Source organism: Aeromonas sp. EERV15 (genome assembly GCF_900079845.1).
GTDB classification, from domain to species: Bacteria; Pseudomonadota; Gammaproteobacteria; order Enterobacterales; family Aeromonadaceae; genus Aeromonas; species Aeromonas sobria.
Genome location: NZ_FKKY02000002.1, coordinates 97,345 through 118,337 on the forward strand (window position 1 = coordinate 97,345; position 20,993 = coordinate 118,337).

At 59.4% G+C, this 20,993-nt stretch carries 15 protein-coding genes and 1 pseudogene; 6 read left to right on the forward strand and 10 right to left on the reverse strand.

What is annotated here, in order from left to right; translation table 11 throughout:
• Window positions 1-19 precede the first annotated feature (19 nt).
• Both BN4575_RS02320 and BN4575_RS02325 read right to left on the reverse strand, forming a co-directional pair.
• Complete coding sequence (locus BN4575_RS02320) at window positions 20-1,309, reverse strand: L-cysteine desulfidase family protein (RefSeq protein WP_068976978.1); 1,290 nt, start codon at window positions 1,307-1,309, stop codon at window positions 20-22.
• Window positions 1,310-1,330: 21 nt separating this feature from the next.
• Window positions 1,331-1,714, reverse strand: a complete 384-nt coding sequence (locus tag BN4575_RS02325; protein WP_042058012.1) for a Rid family detoxifying hydrolase — start codon at window positions 1,712-1,714, stop codon at window positions 1,331-1,333.
• 251 nt (window positions 1,715-1,965) lie between these two features.
• Here BN4575_RS02325 and BN4575_RS02330 point away from each other — a divergent pair, with 251 nt between their 5' ends.
• From BN4575_RS02330 to BN4575_RS02340, 3 genes are all read left to right on the forward strand, one after another.
• Entirely contained in the window at window positions 1,966-3,261 is a 1,296-nt protein-coding gene (locus BN4575_RS02330; protein ID WP_083220976.1) for a hypothetical protein, read from the forward strand.
• A gap of 225 nt (window positions 3,262-3,486) precedes the next feature.
• Window positions 3,487-5,493, forward strand: coding sequence for a methyl-accepting chemotaxis protein (locus BN4575_RS02335; protein WP_068976979.1), 2,007 nt, complete (start codon window positions 3,487-3,489; stop codon window positions 5,491-5,493).
• 262 nt (window positions 5,494-5,755) lie between these two features.
• Complete coding sequence (locus tag BN4575_RS02340) at window positions 5,756-6,046, forward strand: hypothetical protein (protein ID WP_068976980.1); 291 nt, start codon at window positions 5,756-5,758, stop codon at window positions 6,044-6,046.
• 123 nt (window positions 6,047-6,169) lie between these two features.
• Here the strand turns inward: BN4575_RS02340 and speA are convergent, their stop codons facing one another.
• On the reverse strand, window positions 6,170-8,074 hold the full coding sequence (speA, locus tag BN4575_RS02345; RefSeq protein ID WP_068976981.1) for a biosynthetic arginine decarboxylase: 1,905 nt from the start codon (window positions 8,072-8,074) through the stop codon (window positions 6,170-6,172).
• Window positions 8,075-9,031: 957 nt separating this feature from the next.
• Here speA and pepT point away from each other — a divergent pair.
• Window positions 9,032-10,255, forward strand: coding sequence for a peptidase T (pepT, locus tag BN4575_RS02350; RefSeq protein WP_068976982.1), 1,224 nt, complete (start codon window positions 9,032-9,034; stop codon window positions 10,253-10,255).
• Window positions 10,256-10,393: 138 nt separating this feature from the next.
• Here pepT and BN4575_RS02355 read toward each other — a convergent pair whose 3' ends face one another.
• From BN4575_RS02355 to BN4575_RS02370, 4 genes are all read right to left on the reverse strand, one after another.
• Window positions 10,394-10,702, reverse strand: coding sequence for a SelT/SelW/SelH family protein (locus BN4575_RS02355; protein ID WP_068976983.1), 309 nt, complete (start codon window positions 10,700-10,702; stop codon window positions 10,394-10,396).
• A 77-nt stretch (window positions 10,703-10,779) separates the two neighbouring features.
• Window positions 10,780-11,904 (reverse strand): adenosylhomocysteinase, encoded by a 1,125-nt coding sequence (locus tag BN4575_RS02360; protein ID WP_068976984.1) that lies wholly within the window; start codon window positions 11,902-11,904, stop codon window positions 10,780-10,782.
• Between the two features lie 195 nt (window positions 11,905-12,099).
• Window positions 12,100-12,837 carry a hypothetical protein gene (locus BN4575_RS02365; RefSeq protein ID WP_068976985.1) on the reverse strand — a complete coding sequence of 246 codons (738 nt, stop codon included), beginning with the start codon at window positions 12,835-12,837 and terminating at the stop codon, window positions 12,100-12,102.
• Window positions 12,837-13,397, reverse strand: coding sequence for a YceI family protein (locus BN4575_RS02370; RefSeq protein ID WP_068976986.1), 561 nt, complete (start codon window positions 13,395-13,397; stop codon window positions 12,837-12,839). Before BN4575_RS02370 ends, BN4575_RS02365 begins: the two co-directional genes overlap by 1 nt.
• 109 nt (window positions 13,398-13,506) lie before the next feature.
• On the opposite strand from BN4575_RS02370, the pseudogene BN4575_RS02375 reads away from it, so the two are divergent.
• A pseudogene (locus BN4575_RS02375) lies at window positions 13,507-14,385 on the forward strand (LysR family transcriptional regulator); the annotation flags it as partial.
• A gap of 52 nt (window positions 14,386-14,437) precedes the next feature.
• Here BN4575_RS02375 and BN4575_RS02380 read toward each other — a convergent pair.
• Window positions 14,438-14,854, reverse strand: a complete 417-nt coding sequence (locus BN4575_RS02380; RefSeq protein WP_068976987.1) for a hypothetical protein — start codon at window positions 14,852-14,854, stop codon at window positions 14,438-14,440.
• 67 nt (window positions 14,855-14,921) lie between these two features.
• Between BN4575_RS02380 and BN4575_RS02385 the strand changes: the two genes are divergently transcribed.
• Window positions 14,922-16,652, forward strand: coding sequence for a formate--tetrahydrofolate ligase (locus tag BN4575_RS02385; RefSeq protein WP_068976988.1), 1,731 nt, complete (start codon window positions 14,922-14,924; stop codon window positions 16,650-16,652).
• Between the two features lie 198 nt (window positions 16,653-16,850).
• On the opposite strand, the gene BN4575_RS02390 is transcribed toward BN4575_RS02385, so the two are convergent.
• Both BN4575_RS02390 and BN4575_RS02395 read right to left on the reverse strand, forming a co-directional pair.
• Window positions 16,851-18,506, reverse strand: a complete 1,656-nt coding sequence (locus tag BN4575_RS02390) for a methyl-accepting chemotaxis protein (protein WP_068976989.1) — start codon at window positions 18,504-18,506, stop codon at window positions 16,851-16,853.
• A 273-nt stretch (window positions 18,507-18,779) separates the two neighbouring features.
• Window positions 18,780-20,963, reverse strand: coding sequence for a methyl-accepting chemotaxis protein (locus BN4575_RS02395; RefSeq protein ID WP_256028868.1), 2,184 nt, complete (start codon window positions 20,961-20,963; stop codon window positions 18,780-18,782).
• Window positions 20,964-20,993 lie beyond the last annotated feature (30 nt).

Genomic DNA, 20,993 nt, shown 5'->3' on the forward strand with positions numbered 1-20,993 from the left:
GCAGCAGCCGACAGGGACATCAGGCGGACATGATATCAATAATGGTGGTATCTGTGGCAGACATGCCGTCCTTGACCATCTGACCGACGTTGCGGATGGTTTGATCCACGTTGTCAGAGACGATCCCTTGCCCCGATACCGAGTGGCTGTTGAGGGCCATCAGGAAGCCGCGCACCGCCGCACCGGAGGAGGTACTCACCTTCATGGCGCAGGAGGCTTTCGCCCCGTCGCACACCATGCCGGCACTGTCGCTCAACACGTTCTGGATGGCGAAGCTGGATTGCTCGAAGCTGCCGCCCGCCAGATAGACCATGGCCATGGAGGCCGCCGCGCTGGTCACGGTATTGCCACAAAAGGCCGACAGCGGCGGATAGTGGGACTTGATATAGATGGCGCCCAGATGGCTCATGATGAGCGCGCGAGCCAGCTGCTCTTCGCTGGCACCGTAACGCTCGGCAATCACCATCACCGGGATGGTGGCGGCAATGCCCTGGTTGCCACTGCCGAAGTTGCTCATGGCAGGCAGGGTGGCGCCCCCCATACGGGCATCGGAAGCGGCGGCCGTCATCATCACGATGCGGTTCATCACATCCTCACCAATAAGGCCAGCCTGAATATTCTGCTGCATGGTACGGCCAATCTGCAGACCGTAAGGATTGTTCATCCCCTCGGCGGAGAGCTTGCCGTTGAGCACAGAGGCCTGGAGAATGAACTTGATCTGCTCGAACTCCACCTGGGTGGCGAACTCATAGATGGCGGCGATGCTGATATCGACCCCGTCACAGATGGCACCGGTGGCACCGCCCTGGTTCTGATCAGCGACGAAGGTTATTTCACCATCGCGGCGCTGCTCAACGATACGGGTATGACCACCGCACAGAGTCACGTCGGCGCTGTGCTCTTCCCCTTGCTCATCAACACCAAACACGGTCACTCGGCAGAAAATAAACTCGGGAGCGGCGGTGCGGCTCACCTGCACGTGGCCGGCATCGATCAACAGTTGGGCACGGTCCACCTGCTCGGGCCCAATGGCAGCCAGTACCTCCAGTCCGCCATCGGCGTTACCACCGATGGCACCGGCCGCGGCCGCTATGGCCAGACCGATCTTGCCGGTACCCGGCACATAGACACCCATCGAGTTCTTGTAGAGATTATCCGACACCACGACTTCGAGGCGGCGGGGTTCACACCCCAACTGCCGGGCGGCGACAGCCGCAGCATAGGCAGCGGCGATTGGTTCGGTACAACCCAGCGCAGGTTTGACAACCTGTTGAATAATTTGCAGATACTGCTGCCACGCTTGTTTCATCTCTGGAACCTTTTTTCAGCATTAACGAGCGATATGGGCGATCGCTTCCACTTCAACCTTGACGCCCATCGGCAGATCCTTCACTGCGAAGCAGCTGCGCGCCGGACAATCTTTCTGGAAATAGGCTTTATACACCTCGTTGAACGCGGCAAAATCGCTGATCTCGGCGAGGTAGCAGGTGGTTTTGAGCACGGTATCCAGCGAGCCGCCTGCGGCTTCCAGCACGGATTTCAGGTTTTCCAACGACTGGCGAGTCTGGGCGGCAATGCCCCCTTCCACCACCCCACCTTGCTGTTTGCAGACCGGCAGTTGGCCGGAGGTAAAGATAAGATCGCCATAAGCGGTGCCGTGGCTGTAAGGGCCGATAGCGTCAGGTGCCGCTGCTGCTGTGATGATGCTTTTCATTTTACCACTCCAATGCATGCAATTTTTTTTGCAGTTGTGAATCTAATTTACTTCAACATTATTTGCTTTTTATTTTATTCATTCAACAAAAAGATACAAAAATGGCGTTTAAAGGCACCTTTTGGCCTCAATATAAACCGTGATCGCCATCCTGATTTGAACAAAAGTACTCTTATGGGCATTGTTTATGACAGTTTCATTCAACTATATTTGCGCAAATTTCCCACACCCCTACAAAAAAGAAGGTTTTAATGGACGCGCATAGCACTACACTCGCCAGCCCCGCGATGGGCACGCTGGAATGGAAAGAAGCGGTTCGCTTCGACAGCACCGACTGGGGCTGGATCATCATGAGCATCGGCATGGCCATCGGCGCGGGGATCGTCTTCTTGCCGGTACAGGTAGGTCTGATGGGGTTGTGGGTATTTCTGCTGTCGGCGGTGATCGGCTACCCGGCCATGTATATGTTCCAGCGCCTCTTTATCAACACCCTGGCCACCTCGCCAGAGTGCAAGGATTACCCCAGCGTGATTACGGGCTACCTCGGCAAGAACTGGGGCATGCTGCTCGGTGCCCTCTACTTTGTGATGCTGGTGATCTGGGTCTTTGTCTACTCCACTGCCATCACCAATGACAGCGCCTCCTTCTTGCAAAGCTTCGGCGTTACCGACGGTCTGATCTCGGACAATCCCTTCTATGGTCTGGTGCTGATCTGCGGTCTGGTGGCGCTGGCATCACGCGGCGAGAACCTGCTGTTCAAGATCTCCACCTTTATGGTGCTGACCAAGATCAGCGTGGTAGCCGTGCTCGGCCTGATGATGGTGGACAAGTGGGATGCGGCCAACATCACCGCCATGCCCGCTGCCGGTGACTGGATGAAGGATGCCATCATCATGCTGCCCTTCACCCTCACCTCCATCCTCTTTATCCAGAGCCTGAGCCCCATGGTGATCTCTTACCGCTCCCGGGAGAAGTCACTGGAAGTGGCCCGCTTCAAGGCGATGCGCGCCATGAACATCGCCTTCGGCATCCTGTTTGTGGTGGTGTTCTTCTATGCAGTCTCCTTCACCCTGGCCATGGGCCACGATCAGGCGGTCAAAGCCTCTGAAGAGAACATCTCCGCGCTGGCCATGGTAGCCCAGGGGATGCCCGGCCAGACCCTCAAGCTGCTCAGCCTGACCCTCAACATCTTCGCGGTGATGACCGCCTACTTCGGCGTTTACCTCGGTTTCCGTGAAGCCTGTCAGGGACTGGCGATGAACCTGCTGCGCCGCGTAATGCCGGAAAACCGCATCAACCGGGATCTGGTGGGCAAAGGCATCATGGTCTTTACCGTCATGCTCTCCTGGGGTGCCATCGTGCTCAACGCACCGGTGCTGAGCTTCACCTCCATCTGCAGCCCCATCTTCGGTATGGTGGGTTGCCTCATCCCGGCCTATCTGGTCTATCAGGTACCGGCGCTGCACAAGTACAAGGGCACCTCCCTTTACATCATCATCGTCACCGGCCTGCTGCTCTGCGTCTCACCCTTCCTGGCGTTCAACTGATCGGTTGCAACCGGATATCTCCTCATCGACCACGGGTCACCTTCGGGTGGCCCGTTTTTTTTATTGCTATCAATAGCGGAACAGATGGCTCGTGCTGCTTCCCCCCACAGAGACAAAAAGCCAAGGGGATCACAACTTGCAATCGGGCCTCACCCAAGGGGGAGCCGCTCAGAGTACTATTCAGGCAGCACCCATCACGCCCGCACTCAGGTATCGAGGCTTAACATGAAATGGATTTTCAACCCCGCCATCCGGCTGGGCAATCAGCTCTCCTTCAAATACAAATTCCTGCTCTGGTCCTGCCTGATGCTGCTGCCGCTGGCCTACAGCATGGCCAATCTGCTGGGGCGGCTGCAGGATGACAGCGAGCAGGCCAACCGGGAGCTGGCGGGGGTGGTCAATCTCGCCCCCGTTCCCGCCATCGAACAGGCCCTGCTCGCCCATCGCAATCTGGTGACCCGCCACGCCTATGAGGTGGATCCGGTCGGTGACGATCAGGTCAAGACGGCCGCGCAAGCGGTAGATCAGAGCTTGCAAGCCTTTGCTGACACTCGCCAGAACAACCCCTCCTTTGAGGTGCTCCAGCAGGGCTGGGCCGCCCTGCAGAGTGAAGCGGGCAAGCTGGAGGTGGAGCAGAGCAACCTGCGCCACGACAAGCTGCTGACCGAGGTGCGCCACCTCTACAAGCACATCACCGCCTCCAGCAGCCTTATTCAGGATCCGGCGCTCGGCACCTACTACATGGTGATCCTCACCAGCGAGCGGTTGCCACAGCTGCGCGACCTGCTGGCCCAGGTGCGGGATCGCGCCGCCACTATCGCCGACTTCGGCCTGTTTCAGGCAGAGGGCTACAGCGGCCTGCGTTTTCGTCTCGACCTTATCAACGCTACCCTGCAGGAACTGGAAGCTGACCTGACCCTGCTCTATCAGATCGAACCGGCCTACCGCGCCGAACTGGGCCAGCAGACCGATGCCCTGATGCAACTGGTGCGTCAGGGGGTCGAGACCATGGAAAACAAGATGATGAAGGATCAGCTGGTGCAGCTCTCCACCAAGGAGGTGCAGGCACTGGGGGATAACATGGATGGCGCTATCACCGCACTGGCAGGCCATGTGCGCCAGCGGCTGGAGGCTGATCTGCACCAGCGGCTGGAGGCCAACCAACGCCACTTCTGGTGGGTCACCGCGCCGCTGACTGCCAGCTTGCTGCTCTACCTCTACCTGATGATCGGCGCCTATCTCTCCCTGCGCGAAACCGTGGGGCGGGTGCGTGATATTGCCGCCCGGGTCAACGCCCGAGATCTCAGCCAACATATCGAGATCGTCGGTCAGGACGAGCTGGCCGCCATCAGCCGGGATTACAACGTAACCCTGGAAACCCTGCGCACCCTGATGCTGCGGGTGCGGGAGAATGGCGTCACCGTGGTGGAGAGCGCCACCGACATCGAAGCGCGCACCTGCCGCTCGCAGGAGGTGATTGCCGATCAGCAAGGGGAGACCCATCAGGTCGCCACCGCCATCAAAGAGCTGGCCGCCACCTCCCAGGACATGGCGGGTAACGCCCTGCAAGCCGCCCGCATGACGCAGGAGGCGCAGAACGTGGTCGGTCAGGGTGAAGATGTGGTGGAGCGCACCATCAAGGCTATCGACCATATCAACCGCGAGGTGTTGCGCACCGCCGACACCATAGGTCAGCTGGAGCAGCAGTGCAGCCAGATTGGCGGCGTCATCAGCGTGATCCGCGGCATCGCCGAACAGACCAACCTGCTGGCCCTCAATGCCGCCATCGAAGCGGCCCGGGCCGGTGAGCAGGGTCGCGGCTTTGCGGTGGTGGCCGACGAGGTGCGCTCCCTGGCCAACCGTACCCAGGGGGCCACCGTCGAGATCCAACAGATGATTGAACAGTTGCAATCCGGCGCCCGTGCCTCGGTCACCGCCATGTCGGCGGCCAGCCATGAAGCGCAGGAGGGAGTCGGTCTGGCGCAGGAGGCGAAACAGGCCTTCGGCGCCATCACCGAGAAGGTGGATCAGATGGTCGATACCAACGCCATCATCGCCAGCGCCATCGAGCAACAAGGCGCCGTGGTCAACGAGATCGAACGCAACGTGGTGCGCATCTCCGATGGCAGCGACGAGGCACTGCAAGTGGCCAACGCCGCCCGTGATGCCGCCCGCCAGATCCACCAGCTCACCGAACAGCTGCGCGCCATGGTGCAGAGCTTCGTGCTGTAACCCCGCGCTAACAAGCTGGGCTCAATATGAGCCCGGCATCATCCCAGCCTCGCGCCTGCCCACGCGGCTGCAGATGAACAGGTCATCCAGAAAATCCCTATGCCCCACTTGCTCGGCAGACATCGAGAAAGTAGTCTCGAACGAAAACAAAATGCGGCATTTCCGACGCGGACTGTCTGCGATGTCAAGGCAAGCCGCCTGCCAGCCACAGATAAAACCAGCGTCACTTCATCTATCACCCGCTTCAGACAAGGATTTACCCATGGCCAGATACCAGTTTTTTACCATTCCGGCATCCAATCGGCAGCAATACACCTTTATCGACATGGCATCCCCGACTTTTCTGAGTGAAAAGGCGGCGTTGCTGACGCAAGGGTTTGAGGTGGAGGAGGACTTTATTGACGCAACCAGCCCGCGAGAGGCCGTCGAGAAGTACCAATCCAATTTTCTCTATGTGGCGGATGAGATAGGCAAGTCCGATAGCACCTACGCCGCAGCCGTCGCAATGCTGGAGATCGGTAAGGGGCTATGGGGCCGCAAGACCCGCCGTTGACAAAAATCCGTAGTCACAATACTGGCATCACCCTGTTCCCTGTGGCGATAGCCACCAACAAAAACGGCGCCCGAAGGCGCCGTTTTTTCATCCCCGCGACTGCGGAAGCACAAGCCAAAGACTTTACTCTTCGTCTTCCAGATAGGCGTAGCCTTGCAGACCCAGCTCCAGCTCGTCGAGCAGGGCTTTGCGGGTGGCCTCGTCCAGCGCCGGATGGGCGGAGATCCGCTGATAGCTCTCGCGGATCACTGACGGATCGATGTTGACGTAACGCAGCAGCTGGTCGACGGTGTCGCCGCGCACTATGTTGCGAATGTCCATCTTGCCTTCGTCATCCAACCATACTTCGGCGCAGTGAGTATCACCGAACAGGTTGTGCAGATCGCCGAGGATCTCCTGATAGGCACCGACCAGGAAGAAGCCGACGTGACACACTTCGTTCTCGGCATACTCCGGCATCGGCAGGGTGCTCTCGACCCCCAGACCGTCGACGTAGTGCTCCACCTGACCGTCAGAGTCGCAGGTGATATCCATCAGGATGCCACGACGAGTGAGCGGACGCTCAAGCCCGGTCAGCGGCATCACCGGGAACACCTGACCGATACCCCAGGCATCTGGCAGGGACTGGAACAGGGAGAAGTTGGCAAAGCACTTGTCCGCCAGCTTCTCGGAGAGCTCGTCCGCCAGCGCACGGTGGTTGCGGTTGACCGGGTTGAGCAGCTCTTTGAGTGCCAGACAGGTGTTCTGGTGCAGCATCTCGGCCCAGGCACGTTGCTCCAGGTTGAGCAGGCCCATGGTGTACTGGGTGTTCACATCGCCCAGATCTGCCACCGAGTCGTGGAAGATTTCCAGCAGGGAGGGATCTTCGCTGCGCAGATCCAGCCAACCTTTCCACATGTTCTGCAAAATGGTGGGGGCATCTTCGTCCGGCGCGCTGATATCGCTCATCTCCACCCCTTCGGCACCAATCAGATTGGTGACCAGAACGGCGTGGTGAGCGGTCAGGGCACGGCCAGACTCGCTGATGATGGTGGGGTGCGGCAGGTCGAACTCACGGCAGACATCACCGATGCCCCATACCACGTTGTTGGCGTACTCGGAGAGGCTGTAGTTGGCGGAGCAGTGGCTCTGGGAGCGAGTGCCCTCATAGTCCACACCCAAACCGCCGCCAACGTCGACCACATCGATGGGCACACCCAAACGACGCAATTCGGAATAGAAGCGGCCGCACTCGCGGATCCCGCCCTGAATGTCGCGGATGTTGGCGATCTGGGAGCCCAGATGGAAGTGCAGCAGTTGCAGGCAATCCAGCTTGTCCAGGCTGCGCAGACGCTCGACCAGCGCCAGGATCTGGGAGGCTGAGAGGCCGAATTTGGACATGGAACCGCCGCTCGATTCCCACATGCCGGAGCCGGTGGAGGCAAGCTTGGCGCGCACCCCGATGTTGGGCTTGATGTTGAGGCGAGCTGACTCGTCCAGCACCATCTCGAGCTCGGAGGGCTTCTCTACCACGATGTAGACCTTGTGGCCCATCAGGTTGCCGAGCAGGGCATGGCGAATATATTCGCGGTCTTTGTAACCGTTACAGACGATCACCGATCCTTGATCATGGTGATGGGACAGCACGGCCAGCAGTTCCGGTTTGGACCCAGCTTCCAGGCCAAGCCGGGGCTTGTCGCTGTAGGACTGGCTGATGGTCTCGATGACGCGACGCTGCTGGTTTACCTTGATCGGGTAAACGCAGAGGTACTCCCCTTGATAGCCTGACTTCTCGATGGCCTGACCAAAGGCGTTGAACAGTGCATCGACCCGGCTCTTGAGGATGTCGGGGAAACGCAGCAACACGGGGGTAGTCAGCCCGGATTGACGCAGCTGTTCGATGGCATCAGAGATGACAATATGTGCATCAGGGCGTGACTTGTCGGGAGCAACGGTCACCTGACCGGCGTCATTGATATTGAAAAAACCCGCACCCCAGTAGGGAACGTTGTAGACCTTCAAGGAGTCCTTGCTGGACCAGTTAGTCATGGGCTATGCCTCGCAAATGAGCGACCAGAAGTCGCCTTCGTTACCCTCTATCACATCCAGACCCTCTTTCTTTACATCGTGGCAAGCCAACGCTGTCTGGTGGATTTTGGGAAGTAACGAGTCTTGATGTGGGGCTGGTGGCTTTACATCAAGCTCAACGGTATGCGGTGCCACCTGAAACGGGGCGCCGCGGTACTTTGATGACAGACAACATCAGCCACGCCGTCAGTTCATCATTCGGCAGCCATCACGACAGAAGGAGAGGGTTTCAAGGAAGAGAAGCGAAGACGCCAGCACGCATGCGTGTTGATAGACGACAACAACCACAGCCCAGCTCACATCAAGTGACCACCCATGACAAGGGAAGATGATGAGCCATTGGCCCACTCGGTCAAATGAACGATGAGAGTCTGTTGCTCTCCCTGATACCGGAGCCTAACCGGTATTAAAGAAACCATGCCCAGCAGTGTCTGTCGTTTCTGCGTGCCTCGCCCTATAGGCGTATGATCGGTCGGGTATCTGGCGGCGCTGCCTGCTTCAGAGTTGCCCTTGGATCGGCGCGGAGTGTACACACTTACCGCAGGCAGTGACAATAAAAAAGAGTGCTCAAAATCCCCTTTTAACCAAGGGATGAAATCTTGCTGGCGGGCAGGCGGGCTCTGGGGTGGCACTGGTTATGCGATGCGGCTATTTCCCCTTGAAAAGTGTGTTAAAACGACACGGCAAGGCTGACGCCTTGCCGTGCGGTGGCTGGGGGGAATTTCACCCCCACCCCAAGCGCCTAAATATCGCGATAACGCCACATTTTATGCGCACCGGCACGCCACGGGTACCCGACGGCCATTCGGTGCACCGCCGCGCTGTGCGTCAAAAAATGGGAAAAACCTGCGCTGACGCAATGAGTGGCCGACACGGATTGGCCACAATGACCGCTCACAATCGGTTAGAGGCTGACTAATGGATACCCTGCTTGAGCGTTTTCTGCGTTACGTGACTTTTCATACCCGCTCCGATGAGACCAATCCTGCCTGCCCCAGCAGCGAAGGCCAGCTGATCTTTGCCCGTGCCCTGCAGGAGGAGATGACAGCGCTGGGGCTGACCCAAGTCACTTTGGATGAGCACGGCTACCTCACCGGCTGCCTGCCAGGCAACCAGCCAGATGCCCCCGCCATCGGCCTGATTGCCCACATGGATACCGCCGACTACGAGGCGGAGCACGTGGTACCCCAGCTCATTGAAAATTATCAGGGCGGCGACATCTGCCTTGGCAAGGGTGACGAGGTGCTCGCCATCCGTGACTACCGCTTCCTGAAAAACTATCTGGGTCAGGATCTCATCACCACCGACGGCACCACCCTGCTGGGCGCCGACGACAAGGCAGGCATTGCCGAGATCCTTACCGCCATCGACCACCTGCAGGCTCACCCCGAGATCCCGCGCGGCGATATCTGGGTCGGCTTCACTCCGGATGAAGAGATCGGCCGCGGCGCCAACCTGTTCCCGCTGGACAGATTCCCGGCCAAGTGGGCCTATACCGTGGATGGCGGCGAACTGGGGGAGCTGGAGTATGAGAACTTCAACGCCGCCAGCGCCAACCTGCGTTTTGTCGGCAACAACGTCCACCCCGGCACCGCCAAGGGCAGCATGATCAACAGCCAGACCCTGGCCGCCCGCTTCCACGCCGCCATGCCCGCCGCCGAAACCCCGGAGTGTACCGAAGGGTATGAGGGCTTCTTCCATCTGGCCCAGATGAGCGGCACCGTGGAGGAGAGCACCCTGCACTACATCATCCGTGACTTCGACGACCAGCAGTTCGCCGCGCGCAAGGCCGAAATGGAGAGCCGGGTGGCCGCCATGCAGGCCGAGTATCCCAAGGCCCGCATCGAGCTGACCCTGACCGACAGCTATCGCAACATGCGCAGCCAGATTGAGCCGCACATGCACATAGTCCAGCTGGCCAAGGCGGCCATGGAGGCCGCCGACGTGGTGCCGAAGATCAAGCCCATTCGCGGCGGTACCGATGGCGCCCGCCTCTCCTTTATGGGTCTGCCCTGCCCCAACCTCTTCACCGGTGGCCACAACTTCCACGGCAAGCACGAGTTCATCCCGCTGCAATCCATGGAAAAATCGGTCGCCACTCTGGTGGAGCTGGTGCGCCTGACCGCTGCTTGGCGCGCATAGCGCCTTGGCTACAGAATGGCGGAGCCGGACAACCCGCCCGGATAGACCATCCCCGCAGGCGGGAAACTAAAAAAGGAGAGGGAGGCCATGGCCTCCCTCTCCTTTTCTGTTTTTGTTTTGCTGACGACGCGTCAGCTGCTACTCGGCCGTCTTGCGATCCGAGTGGCCGAGATCCCTATCAGGGGCGATGACATCACGCACCCGCTGTTTGATCTCCTTGGCCTCGGGGAAGCCATCATCCACCACCCGATCCCACACCTGCACCCCGTTGACCAGAATGCGAAACTCCCCCTTGCTGGCCGGCACCAACGCCACCTCCCCCAGATCGCTGTCGAAGGTGGAAAGCAGCTCCTGCGCCAGCCAAGCGGCGCGCAACATCCAGCGACAGAGGGTGCAGTAGCGGATCTCGATGCGGGGTTTGCTGATCAGGGTTTCGGATTCGGTCATGAGGGACTCCATAAAAAATCGGCCAATGGCAGGAAGTGGCGTACCGCCGCCCAATGGCCGCTCCCGGTTTGGTCAAATCAGTGCTGGTCAACACCATGAAAATCGGCCAGCCAATGGCGGGCAATGGTACGCATCGCCGATTCTGGCAGCTCGAACAGGCCGGGGGCAAGGGGGCCTGCCGCTAGCATCCGGATCCCTTCCATGATCTCCGCCAGCACCAGATAGACATATTCACCAATCACGGCGCCATGGACGAAGTTGACCGCCTCGCCCCGGTTGAGCAGGTAGATCTGGGTGCCATCCGGCCGATTGAGGGCCAGCACGTGGGGGCACACCTCTTCGCTCGGCCACGGCAGTTGGGCCAGCGAGAAGGCAAACTCGTCGTCAGCCGAGGTGACCGAGGCCACCATGGTGCCGGGGCGCAGCGCTTGCAGATCCGCCAAGTCCAGCGAGCCGTTGCCGGTGGAGCAGATCACCAGCTCGGCACGGCCGAGGGCCTCGGCCTTGGTGATCAAGCGAAAACCGTGGGAGAGCGCCTCGACCTGTCGCAGCACATCGGTCTCCACCAGCCCGAGATGGAGGTTGCGACCACGCAGGTCGCGGGCAATGCTGCGCCCCACCTTGCCATAGCCAAACAGCACGGCTTCGCAGACGTTGAAGGTGCGGTTGAGGGTGCGCGCCAGCGACTCGGCGGAGTAGACCACGCTCAGACCAATCTGGATATCCTCAGCCTGCTTGAGGGGGCTGCGTGCCACCGACACCACCGGGGTCGCCAGCACCTCCTGCTCATAGCGCTGATGGCCGTTCTCGGTCATCTCTACCACCCCGAGGAAACGGGGACCGAAATACTCGCTCAAGATCATCTGGGTTCTGGCGAAGTAACCGCCGATATCGAGGATAAGCAACCGCTCGTGGGGGGCCACCAGCGGGGCAATCTGCTGGATGAGGCTGTCGGGATCATTGGTCCAGTGCCGGTTGAGGGGCAGCACCGGATAGTGCTGGGATACCCACTCCAGGGTCGGGCCATGTACCGATTTCGGTTTGGGCAAAATGGCGCCGATCCGTCCAATTTGACCGAGGGCGTCGATAAAACGGGGGCGATCGGGCAGCAGATGAGTGACCAGCAGAATGCAGAGCCCGTCGATGCGTCCCTGTCCGGTGAAATGGCGAAAAAACAGATGCTCAGATCCTTGACTGCGCAACTGTGGCCTCCTTATGTGCCGCAAAGAGTGTGCTGCAAGCAAACACACAGAACCCGGCATAACCGGGTTCTGTGTGTGTCCAAATAAATTGAAAATCCTTTTTATCTGAAACACATAGGGGGCTCAATCATTATCTGCCAAGAGTATGAGCGGGTATGCAAAAATGACTGTAATTGCCTGTTTTTCATGCAAAAATCAGTACAAAGAAGCAGCAGGCCACACCCACCACAGGCTCAGTCCGGTTCCCGCGGCAGCGAGCAGGATCAGTGCCCCCCAGCGCAGCGGCAACCGCTTGTCACGCAAAGCCCACTCCAGCAGCGGCAGCAGCCAGACCGGCAGCAACACCACCAGCGGCACCTCCACATATTGCCAGGCGAGCATCTGGACAAAAGCGAGGGCCAGCGCCAGACCGGCGGGGGCCACCTTGATGCCAACAAAGGTGGCGAGCAGGACGCGAAAACCGGCGAAAGCCGCCAGCGCACCGGCCAGCTGGGCAATCAGCAGGCTGCCATCGATGCCGATCACCAGCGCCAGCCAGATAAAGCCGAGGGCAAAGCCAAGCCCCTCGTGGCTGTCACCACGCAGACCGCTCCAGCCAAACCAGAGGATGGCGGGCAGCAGCGCCAGCCAGATCATCGGCTCGCTGGCCAGTACCGAGGCCAATCCCTGCCACCACACCAGCGCACTGATAACGGCAAAGAGCAGCAGCGAGCCGCGCAGGTCGCTTACCTGAGCCGCGATGGCAGGCACCAGCAAGGTCAGCGGCAGCCACTGCCACGCCTTGGCCGGGATGCCATAGAGGCCGCCGAGCAAGGATCCCACCAGCCAGAGCGCCAGCGCCCCCCACAGATACCCCAGTCGCGGCCAGCGCCACGATAGCAAAGCGGCTCCCAGAGGAGCCGCCAGGGTTTGCAGCAGAAGTTCCGCGCCCATTACTTGCGCACGCCTTCGACAAACAGGTTGATGTTCATCTGGTCCGGGATGCCGGGCAGCATGTAGCTCACGCCAAAGTCACTGCGCTTGATGGTGGTGGAGGCGTTGAAGCCGCTGCGGTAACCGCCCCAGGGATCCTTGCCCTCACCGATCTTGACCAGATCGAAGGCCACTTCCTTGGAAACGCCGTGCAGGGTCAGGGTCCCTTTCAGCACGCCTTTATCCTTGGTGCCCTCGTAAGCGGAGCTGACGAAGGTCATCTTGGGATACTGCTTCACATCGAGGAAGTCAGGGCTGCGCAGGTGCTTGTCGCGGGCCTCGTGGTTGGAATCGACGCTGGCGGCATCCACTTCAAAGCTCGCCTTGGCCGCCGCCGGGTTGGCGTCATCCATGCTGAAGGTACCGCTGAAGGTGTTGAAGTGACCCACCAGCTCGGAGAAGCCCAGGTGACCCACCTTGAACTGCACCGTGGTGTGCGCCGCATCCACATCGTAATCCGCCGCCATCAGAGGGGTTGCCATAAACAGGCAGGAGGCCAGCAGAGCCTTGGTCATTTTCATCCGTTCGTTCCTTCATCTTGGGGTTCACATCAGTGGCCAAAATGCTAACCTCGTTCTGAAGATGAATAATCAGTGATTTATTAAATTCATTATTTACTGAGGATGGAAAATGGACCAGATCGCCGCCATGCGCACCTTTATCAAGGTGGTGGAGTGCCAGAGCTTTACCAAGGCCGCCAACCAGCTCGGCATCTCGGTCGCCATGGCCTCCAAACTGATGCAGCAGCTGGAGGAGTCCCTCGCCACCCGGCTGCTGTCGCGCACCACCCGTCAGGTCAATCCCACCGAGGCGGGCCAGTTCTACTACCAGCGCTCCCTCGCCCTGCTGGCAGAGCTGGAAGAGACCCACAGCCAGCTGACCCACCACAACCAGCAACCCCACGGCACCCTCAAGCTCTCGGTGCCAATGGATTTTGGCTACCTGCATCTCTCCCCCGCCCTTCCGCTGTTTCGCCAGCGCTTTCCCGATCTCAAACTCGACATCGAGTACAGCGATCGGCGGGTGGCACTGGTGGAAGAGGGGTTCGATCTGGCGCTGCGTATCGGCCATCTCAGTGACTCTTCGCTGGTGGCGCGCCAGCTGGCCACCATCAAGCTGGCGCTCTGCGCCAGCCCCGCCTATCTGGCTCGCAAGGGCACACCGCAAAGCCCGGAGGATCTCAAGCAGCACGACTGTCTGGTCTATACCCTGACCCAGCCGGAGTGGCACTTCAAACAGGGGGGCGAGGCGCAAAGTATCCGGCCGCAGGGGCCGCTGCGGGCCAACAACGGGGTGGCGCTGACCCGCGCCGCTTGTGATGATCAGGGCATCATATTGCAGCCCACCTTTATCGTGGGGGAAGCCCTGCGGGCAGGGCAACTGGTAAGCCTGCTGCCGGAGTGGGACAAGGGGGAGGTGGGGCTCTATGCAGTCTATCCGCACCGCCGCTTCGTTTCGGCCAAGGTGCGCTGCTTTATCGAGTTCGTGCAGGAGCGCTATCTCGCCCCGCAAAGTGGGATGCGCCCGCCTGATGGCCAGCGCGGACTGTTCGGCTTAAACCCTAGCTTTTGCCGGTGGCCGCGGCGGGGATGAACTTCGCCAGCAACTGCTGTTGTTCGAGTATCAATTGCCAGCGTGGCAGACGGGTGCGGATCACCGACAACTGCTGTTCACTGAGGACATAGGGGAGCGCCACCTCCAGCTCGTTGCAGTCAAACATCGCGGCCAACTGCAGGATCAGGATGAGGTTCGCCTCGTCGGTTCTGTGCTTGTTGACCCGCTTGCTGATCTCGTGGCGCAGCTGGCTTTCTGGATCCTGAGTCATCGCCTGCCAGCCGAAACCGAACAGCGGCACCAGCGCACTGACGATCCCCAGCGCCGTCATCGGCTGCTTGGGGGGATGATAGAGTTCGTTGAGATCCAGCAGAACAGGATTCTGGCTAACCTCGCCCTCACCAAATAAAATCGTTTTCGTCATTGGATTACCCGTTATATTCCACTAGACTGCGCCGCATATTTTACCCCGATATGCCAACGAGGTGCTGATGCTAAGCGATATCGAGATCTCCCGCCAGTCCCCCCGTCTCTCCATTCACGCGCTGGCCGAACGCCTCGCCATCCCCCAGCACCTGCTCAGCCCTCACGGCCACTACAAAGGCAAACTCAGCCTCGACCTGCTCAAGTCTCAGCCCAAACAGAAAGGCAAGCTGGTGCTGGTAAGCGCCATCACCCCCACCCCGCTCGGTGAAGGGAAGACGGTGACCACCCTTGGCCTCTCCATGGGGCTCAACCATATCGGCCAACCCAGCATCGCCACTATCCGCCAGCCAAGCCTCGGGCCGGTATTCGGGGTCAAGGGGGGCGCAGCCGGTGGCGGCCACGCCCAGGTGGTGCCGATGGAGGAGATGAACCTCCACCTCACCGGCGATTTCCACGCCCTGACGGCGGCCCACAATCTGGCGGCGGCAGCCCTCGATGCCCGCCTGTTCCACGAGCAAAAACTCGGCGATGAGTTCACCGCCAGAACCGGTTTGCAACGGCTCGAGATCGACCCGGCCAATATCCTCTGGCCGCGCAGCCTCGACATGAATGACCGCGCCCTGCGCCACCTCACCATCGGTCAGGGCGGCGCTGCCGATGGTGTGGAGCGCAGCGATCGCTTCGTCATCACCGCCGCCTCCGAGCTAATGGCCATTCTGGCGCTGGCAAGCGATCTCAAGGATCTGCGCGATCGCATCGGCCGCATCCAGCTGGCTCGCGACATCCACGGCAAGCCCGTCACCGCCCAGCAGCTGGAAGTGGCAGGCGCCATGACGGTGCTGCTCAAAGACGCCCTGCAGCCGACCCTGATGCAGACCACCGAGCAGACGCCGGTGCTGGTGCACGCAGGTCCCTTTGCCAATATCGCCCACGGCAACTCCTCGGTGATCGCCGATCGCATCGCCCTTGGCCTGACCGACTATGTGGTGACCGAGGCAGGTTTTGGCTCCGACATGGGGCTGGAGAAGTTTTTCAACATCAAGAACCGCCAATCCGGCATCACCCCCGCCTGCGTGGTACTGGTGGCCACGGTGCGCGGCCTCAAGGCTAACAGCGGTCTGCTCGACATCCGCCCGGGCCAACCGCTACCGACGAGCCTGCAAGGGGAGGATCTGCCAACCCTCAAGCAGGGCTGCGCCAACCTTGCCTGGCATATCCAGAACGCCCGCCGTTACGGGGTGCCGGTGGTGGTCGCCATCAACCGCTTCCCCACCGACAGCGAGGCCGAACTGGCGCTGCTGGCCCATGAGGCGCAGCAAGCCGGTGCCTGTGGCGCGGCTATCTCCAATGCCTTCACCCAAGGTGGCGTGGGTGCCAGCGAGCTGGCCCACGCCGTGGTCGCCGCCTGCGAGCAACCTAGCAAGGTGAAACTGCTCTACCCCGACGAGATGAGCCTCGCAGCCAAGCTGGCGACCCTGGTGGAGTGCGGCTACGGTGGCCGCGGGGTGCAACTCTCCGACAGAGCCCGCCAGCAGCTGGCGCAACTCTCCGCCGAAGGGTGGGATCACTTGCCCATCTGCGTGGCCAAGACGCCGCTCTCCATCAGCCATGATCCCGCCCTCAAGGGGGTGCCGACCGATTTCGAGGTGCCCATCGACGAGGTGAAGCTCTGCGCCGGTGCCGGCTTCGTCTATGCGCTGGCGGGCCCCATCATGACCATGCCGGGGCTGGGCAGCCTGCCGGCCTATCGTCATATCGATATTGATGAGAACGGGGAAATAATCGGCCTGAGCTGAAGAGCCTGTTGGCAGCCTGCCCTTCCTGACCGTCATATCGATGAGTACGGCGAGATGATTGGACTGAGCTAAAGGTCGGGTGAGGGGTCTGGCTTCGGCCGATTACGCTTCGCTAATCGACCCTACGATCAACAAACCGGCCAGATACAACAAGGCCCCGCCAATTGGCGGGGCCTTCTGTTATCCATGCGTCACGGTTTAGAGGGTGAAGCGTTGGGTCATATGGTGCAGGGTGTTGGCCAGCTTGCTCAGTTCGCCACAGGCCTGGGCGATCTGATGGGCGCCCTGGGCATTCTCGTCTGCGGCATTGTGAATGTTGACGATGCTGCGGTTGAGCTCTTCGGTCACAGCGTTCTGCTCTTCGGTGGCGGTGGCGATCAGGGTATTCATGTCGGTAATGCGCACTACGGCACCGTTGATGGTATCGATACTGGTACCGGCATCCCGCGCCAGACCTACGCTCTCCTGCATCTGGTGACGGCTCAGCTGCATAGCGTTGCCCGCCTCGGCGGCGCGGCTCTGCAGCAGCTCGATCATCTTGCTGATCTCGGCGGTGGAGTCCTGGGTACGCTGGGCCAAGGAGCGCACTTCATCCGCAACGACCGCAAAACCACGACCCTGCTCACCGGCACGGGCAGCTTCGATGGCAGCGTTAAGGGCCAGCAGGTTGGTCTGACCGGCGATATCGCGGATCACATCCAGTACCACGCTGATGTTGGCGCTATCGGCTTCGAGCTGCTGCACCACGGTGCCCGCCTGTTCAATCTTGACCGACACCTCTTCGATGCTGGCGATGGAGCTGCGTACCACCTCGCTGCCATCGGCCGAGGTGCGGGAGGCATCCTTGGCGGCGCTCATGGCATCTGTGGTATTGCGGGCCACTTCATTGACGGTGGACTGCATCTCGTTCATGGCTGTCGCCACCTGGGAGACTTCGTTCTGCTGAATGGCCATGCCGCTGGCAGACTGGCTGGAGATGGCGCTCACCTCCTCCACTGCGCTGCTCAGCTGGCTCACCGAACCGGCGATCTCGCTCACCAGATCGGAGAGGGAACCCTGCATCCGGTTGATAGCGGATCCCAGCTGACCCAGTTCGTCGCGGTTGAAGCGGCTGTCACGGATCCACTGCTGCAGTTCGCCCTGCCCCAGCTCGCCATTGGCGATGCGTTGGGCCTGACGGGCCAGCATGATCAGCGGATCGCGGATCTGACGAGTCAGCACCATAGAGAGCACCACCACCAGTACCAGACCGAGCACCAGCGCTATTGTAACGCTCAGCTTGGCGGATTGGTAAGACTCGACAATGTCACTGCGGGATTCAGACGCATAACCATGGTTGATCTGGATAAGGGAGGCCACTGACTTGCTCAGCGCGGTGTAAAGGGGAACGCCCTCCTCAAGGAAGATGCGTTGGGCTTCGGCAAGCTGCTCGCTGTCTTGCAGCTGTTTGACTCGCTGGTGCAGGGCGACATAACGATCCCAGTCAGATTTCACCGTATCGAAGGTACGGCGCTCCGCCACATCCTCAGGCCAAATGGTCTTGTCATGGGCACTCAACTGCTGCGTGATCGAGTTAAGCTGTTGACTGGCAATATTCCGATATTCAGCCCTTTTTAGCGGCTCGGCTGCCACCATGAAATAGCCCAGCTCATAACGACGCAACTCACCGAGAGAATCCCCGATGGCACTGGTACGATTGACCGCAGGCAGAATACTGTCGGTAAACCGGATTGCCACATCATTCATATTGCCAAACTGGACAAGGGCAAAACCGCCAATAAAGGCGACCATCAAACCGAGCACGGCAAAGCCGGCTGTGAGTTTTTTACCTATGGTCATGGTACTGGTATTCATGGGATATCCTGGTGGTCGTTAAATTAAGTAGCACGCGTCAGGTCCATGCCCTCCAGGCATGCACAATCTGGCCACATATCTGTGGCATACCATCCAACCTTGATGAATATCTCTGAAATCCATGAGCTGCAGCGAGAAACGTGAGGGCGGTAGAATAGCCGGATTATTGCGGTTCGGAAAGAGTCTTTTGATTAAAATTCACCCAACCCAAATGACCCCCGTGCAAAACAGGGGCCTTTTGGATAAAAGCTCAACGATAAAGGAGTAACAACCTCAATAGCGGAAGCGCCCAATCTTGTCCATCACATCGCTAGCCAACTTATGCATCTGCTGACTTTGTTCATCCTGCTGGTTAGCCAAACGGGTCGATGCGGTTGCCGCTTCATGAATGTTGCTGACATTTCGACTGATATCATCGGTCACCTTGGACTGCTCCTCTGCCGCACTGGCGATCTGGGTCGCCATATCCTGGATCCGGTCTGCCGACATCACGATTGTCGCAAGCTCGGTCACGGCAAGCTCTGCATCCTGCAATGCCAGCTCACTCAAGTTTTTCCCCTCTCCCATGGTGCTCACAGCTTCTGCCGTGGTCTGACGAAGGCGCTCGATCATGCCCTGGATCTCTTTGGTTGATGCCTGGGTTTTGGACGCCAACCCCCTCACCTCATCCGCAACCACCGCAAACCCCCGACCATGCTCCCCGGCACGAGCGGCCTCAATCGCTGCATTCAGAGCCAACAAATTGGTCTGTTCCGAAATGGTACGGATCACATCGAGAATCGAACCGATCTGTTGACCCTGTTGCTGCAACTCGGCAATCCGCTGTGCCACGACATCTACTTGCACACTCAGTTCACGGATCCCGCCAGCTGAATTACTCACCACATACTGACCTCGATGTACCGCTTTGCGGGTCTCATCTACTGCATCAGCGGTAATCTGTGCACTGCTGGAGACAGAATCCGCCGTCGAGGCCATTTCATGGATGGCAGCTGCAACCAATTCAATCTCTTCCAATTGCCGATGGCTGTTGGACAATCCTTGCTGAGCCAGCTCGGCAGATTGGCGAGCAGCGAGCTGCAGGTCGCGGCCGCTTTGTGCCGTATCACTCACAATATGATGAATGGTGCTGACAAATCGGTTGATCCCTTCAGCCAACTCGCCAGTCTCATCTCTGCGCATTACATTGAGACGTTGGGTCAAGTCCCCTCCGGCGGCAGAAAGGCGTCCGACCATGCTGGCGGTCTGTTGTACCGGGCGGGAGATGGACCCGGCAGCCCAGGCCAGGCCGACAAGACCAAGGCATGCCACCACGATCCCAACCAGCAGTTGCATCCAAAGACTCTCGCTGAAACCAGCGGCTCTCGCCTGTTCAGCCTGATCAGCATCGGCAAACAGCGCCGTATCAGCCACCTCTATGATGATCCCCCAGGCTTGAGTAACCCCTTTAAGATGGATTGGCACCAGCACGCGCAACTGACCCGAGACTTGCTGACTACTGGCCTCTCCCTTGTTGAGCAAAGCCATCAAGCCAGACTCTTCAAGCCGCCCCCCGATCACATCAGGTTGCGCCGAATCCGCGGCGATGATGCCGTGTGGACTGATGATCCTGACCCGGCTCTGGCCAGAGAACACCTGGCCACTTACCTGCTTGGCCAACTGTTGCAAGTAATTGAGGGAATAGTCGACCCCGACCATCCCCAGATAGCGGCCCTGATCCAGAACGGGCACCACAAAAGAGGTCAACAGCGTCGGTTGGCCATTCACGGTATAAACGGAAGGGTCGACAGCACAGGCAGCCTTGCCCTCCATCGGACAGAGATACCATTCCGATGCCCGGATACCGGTCTTGCTCAAACTCTTGCTGTAGTAGTCGCCCAGCGGTTTGATGGTGAACCCGACTGGGCCACGACTCCAATAGGGGGCAAAGTTGCCAGTGGCCTGGCTATGTACCCCGTCAGTCAGATATGCACTGTCCTGACCATCAAAGGTATTAGGCTCCCAACCACTGTAGATACTGAGAAAGTCGCTGTTCCGTTCAGCAACATCCTTGAGCAACGCCGTAACGGTAGCCCGGTCCAATGGCCTGGGTTGATGAACATTGCCAGCCAGCATGGCGGCAAGTGTCTCTGCTGTATTAAGGGCTTGTTCAAAGGTACCTGCAATCTCGCCGGCTTGTTGACCAGCCAGAGCCATCAGCCATCGCCCGGCATCCTGACGAGTTGTCTCGCGCATTTCGCCCTGAATACCACCTTGCATGGTCGCAAGAGACAGATAGCTATACCCGACCACACTCAACACGGTAGCCAGTAAAATACAGCCACCAAAAAACATGACCTGATGTTTGATTGAACGAAACACGGCGACTCCAACCTGTAAATGATGCCCTGCTGGTAATGGCAAGCATCTTAAGAGGAGATAGGTTGGTTCCGAAGAGCTACCAGTCAGGATTTTCACACTTTGAGCGTTCGATCACGAACATGAAAT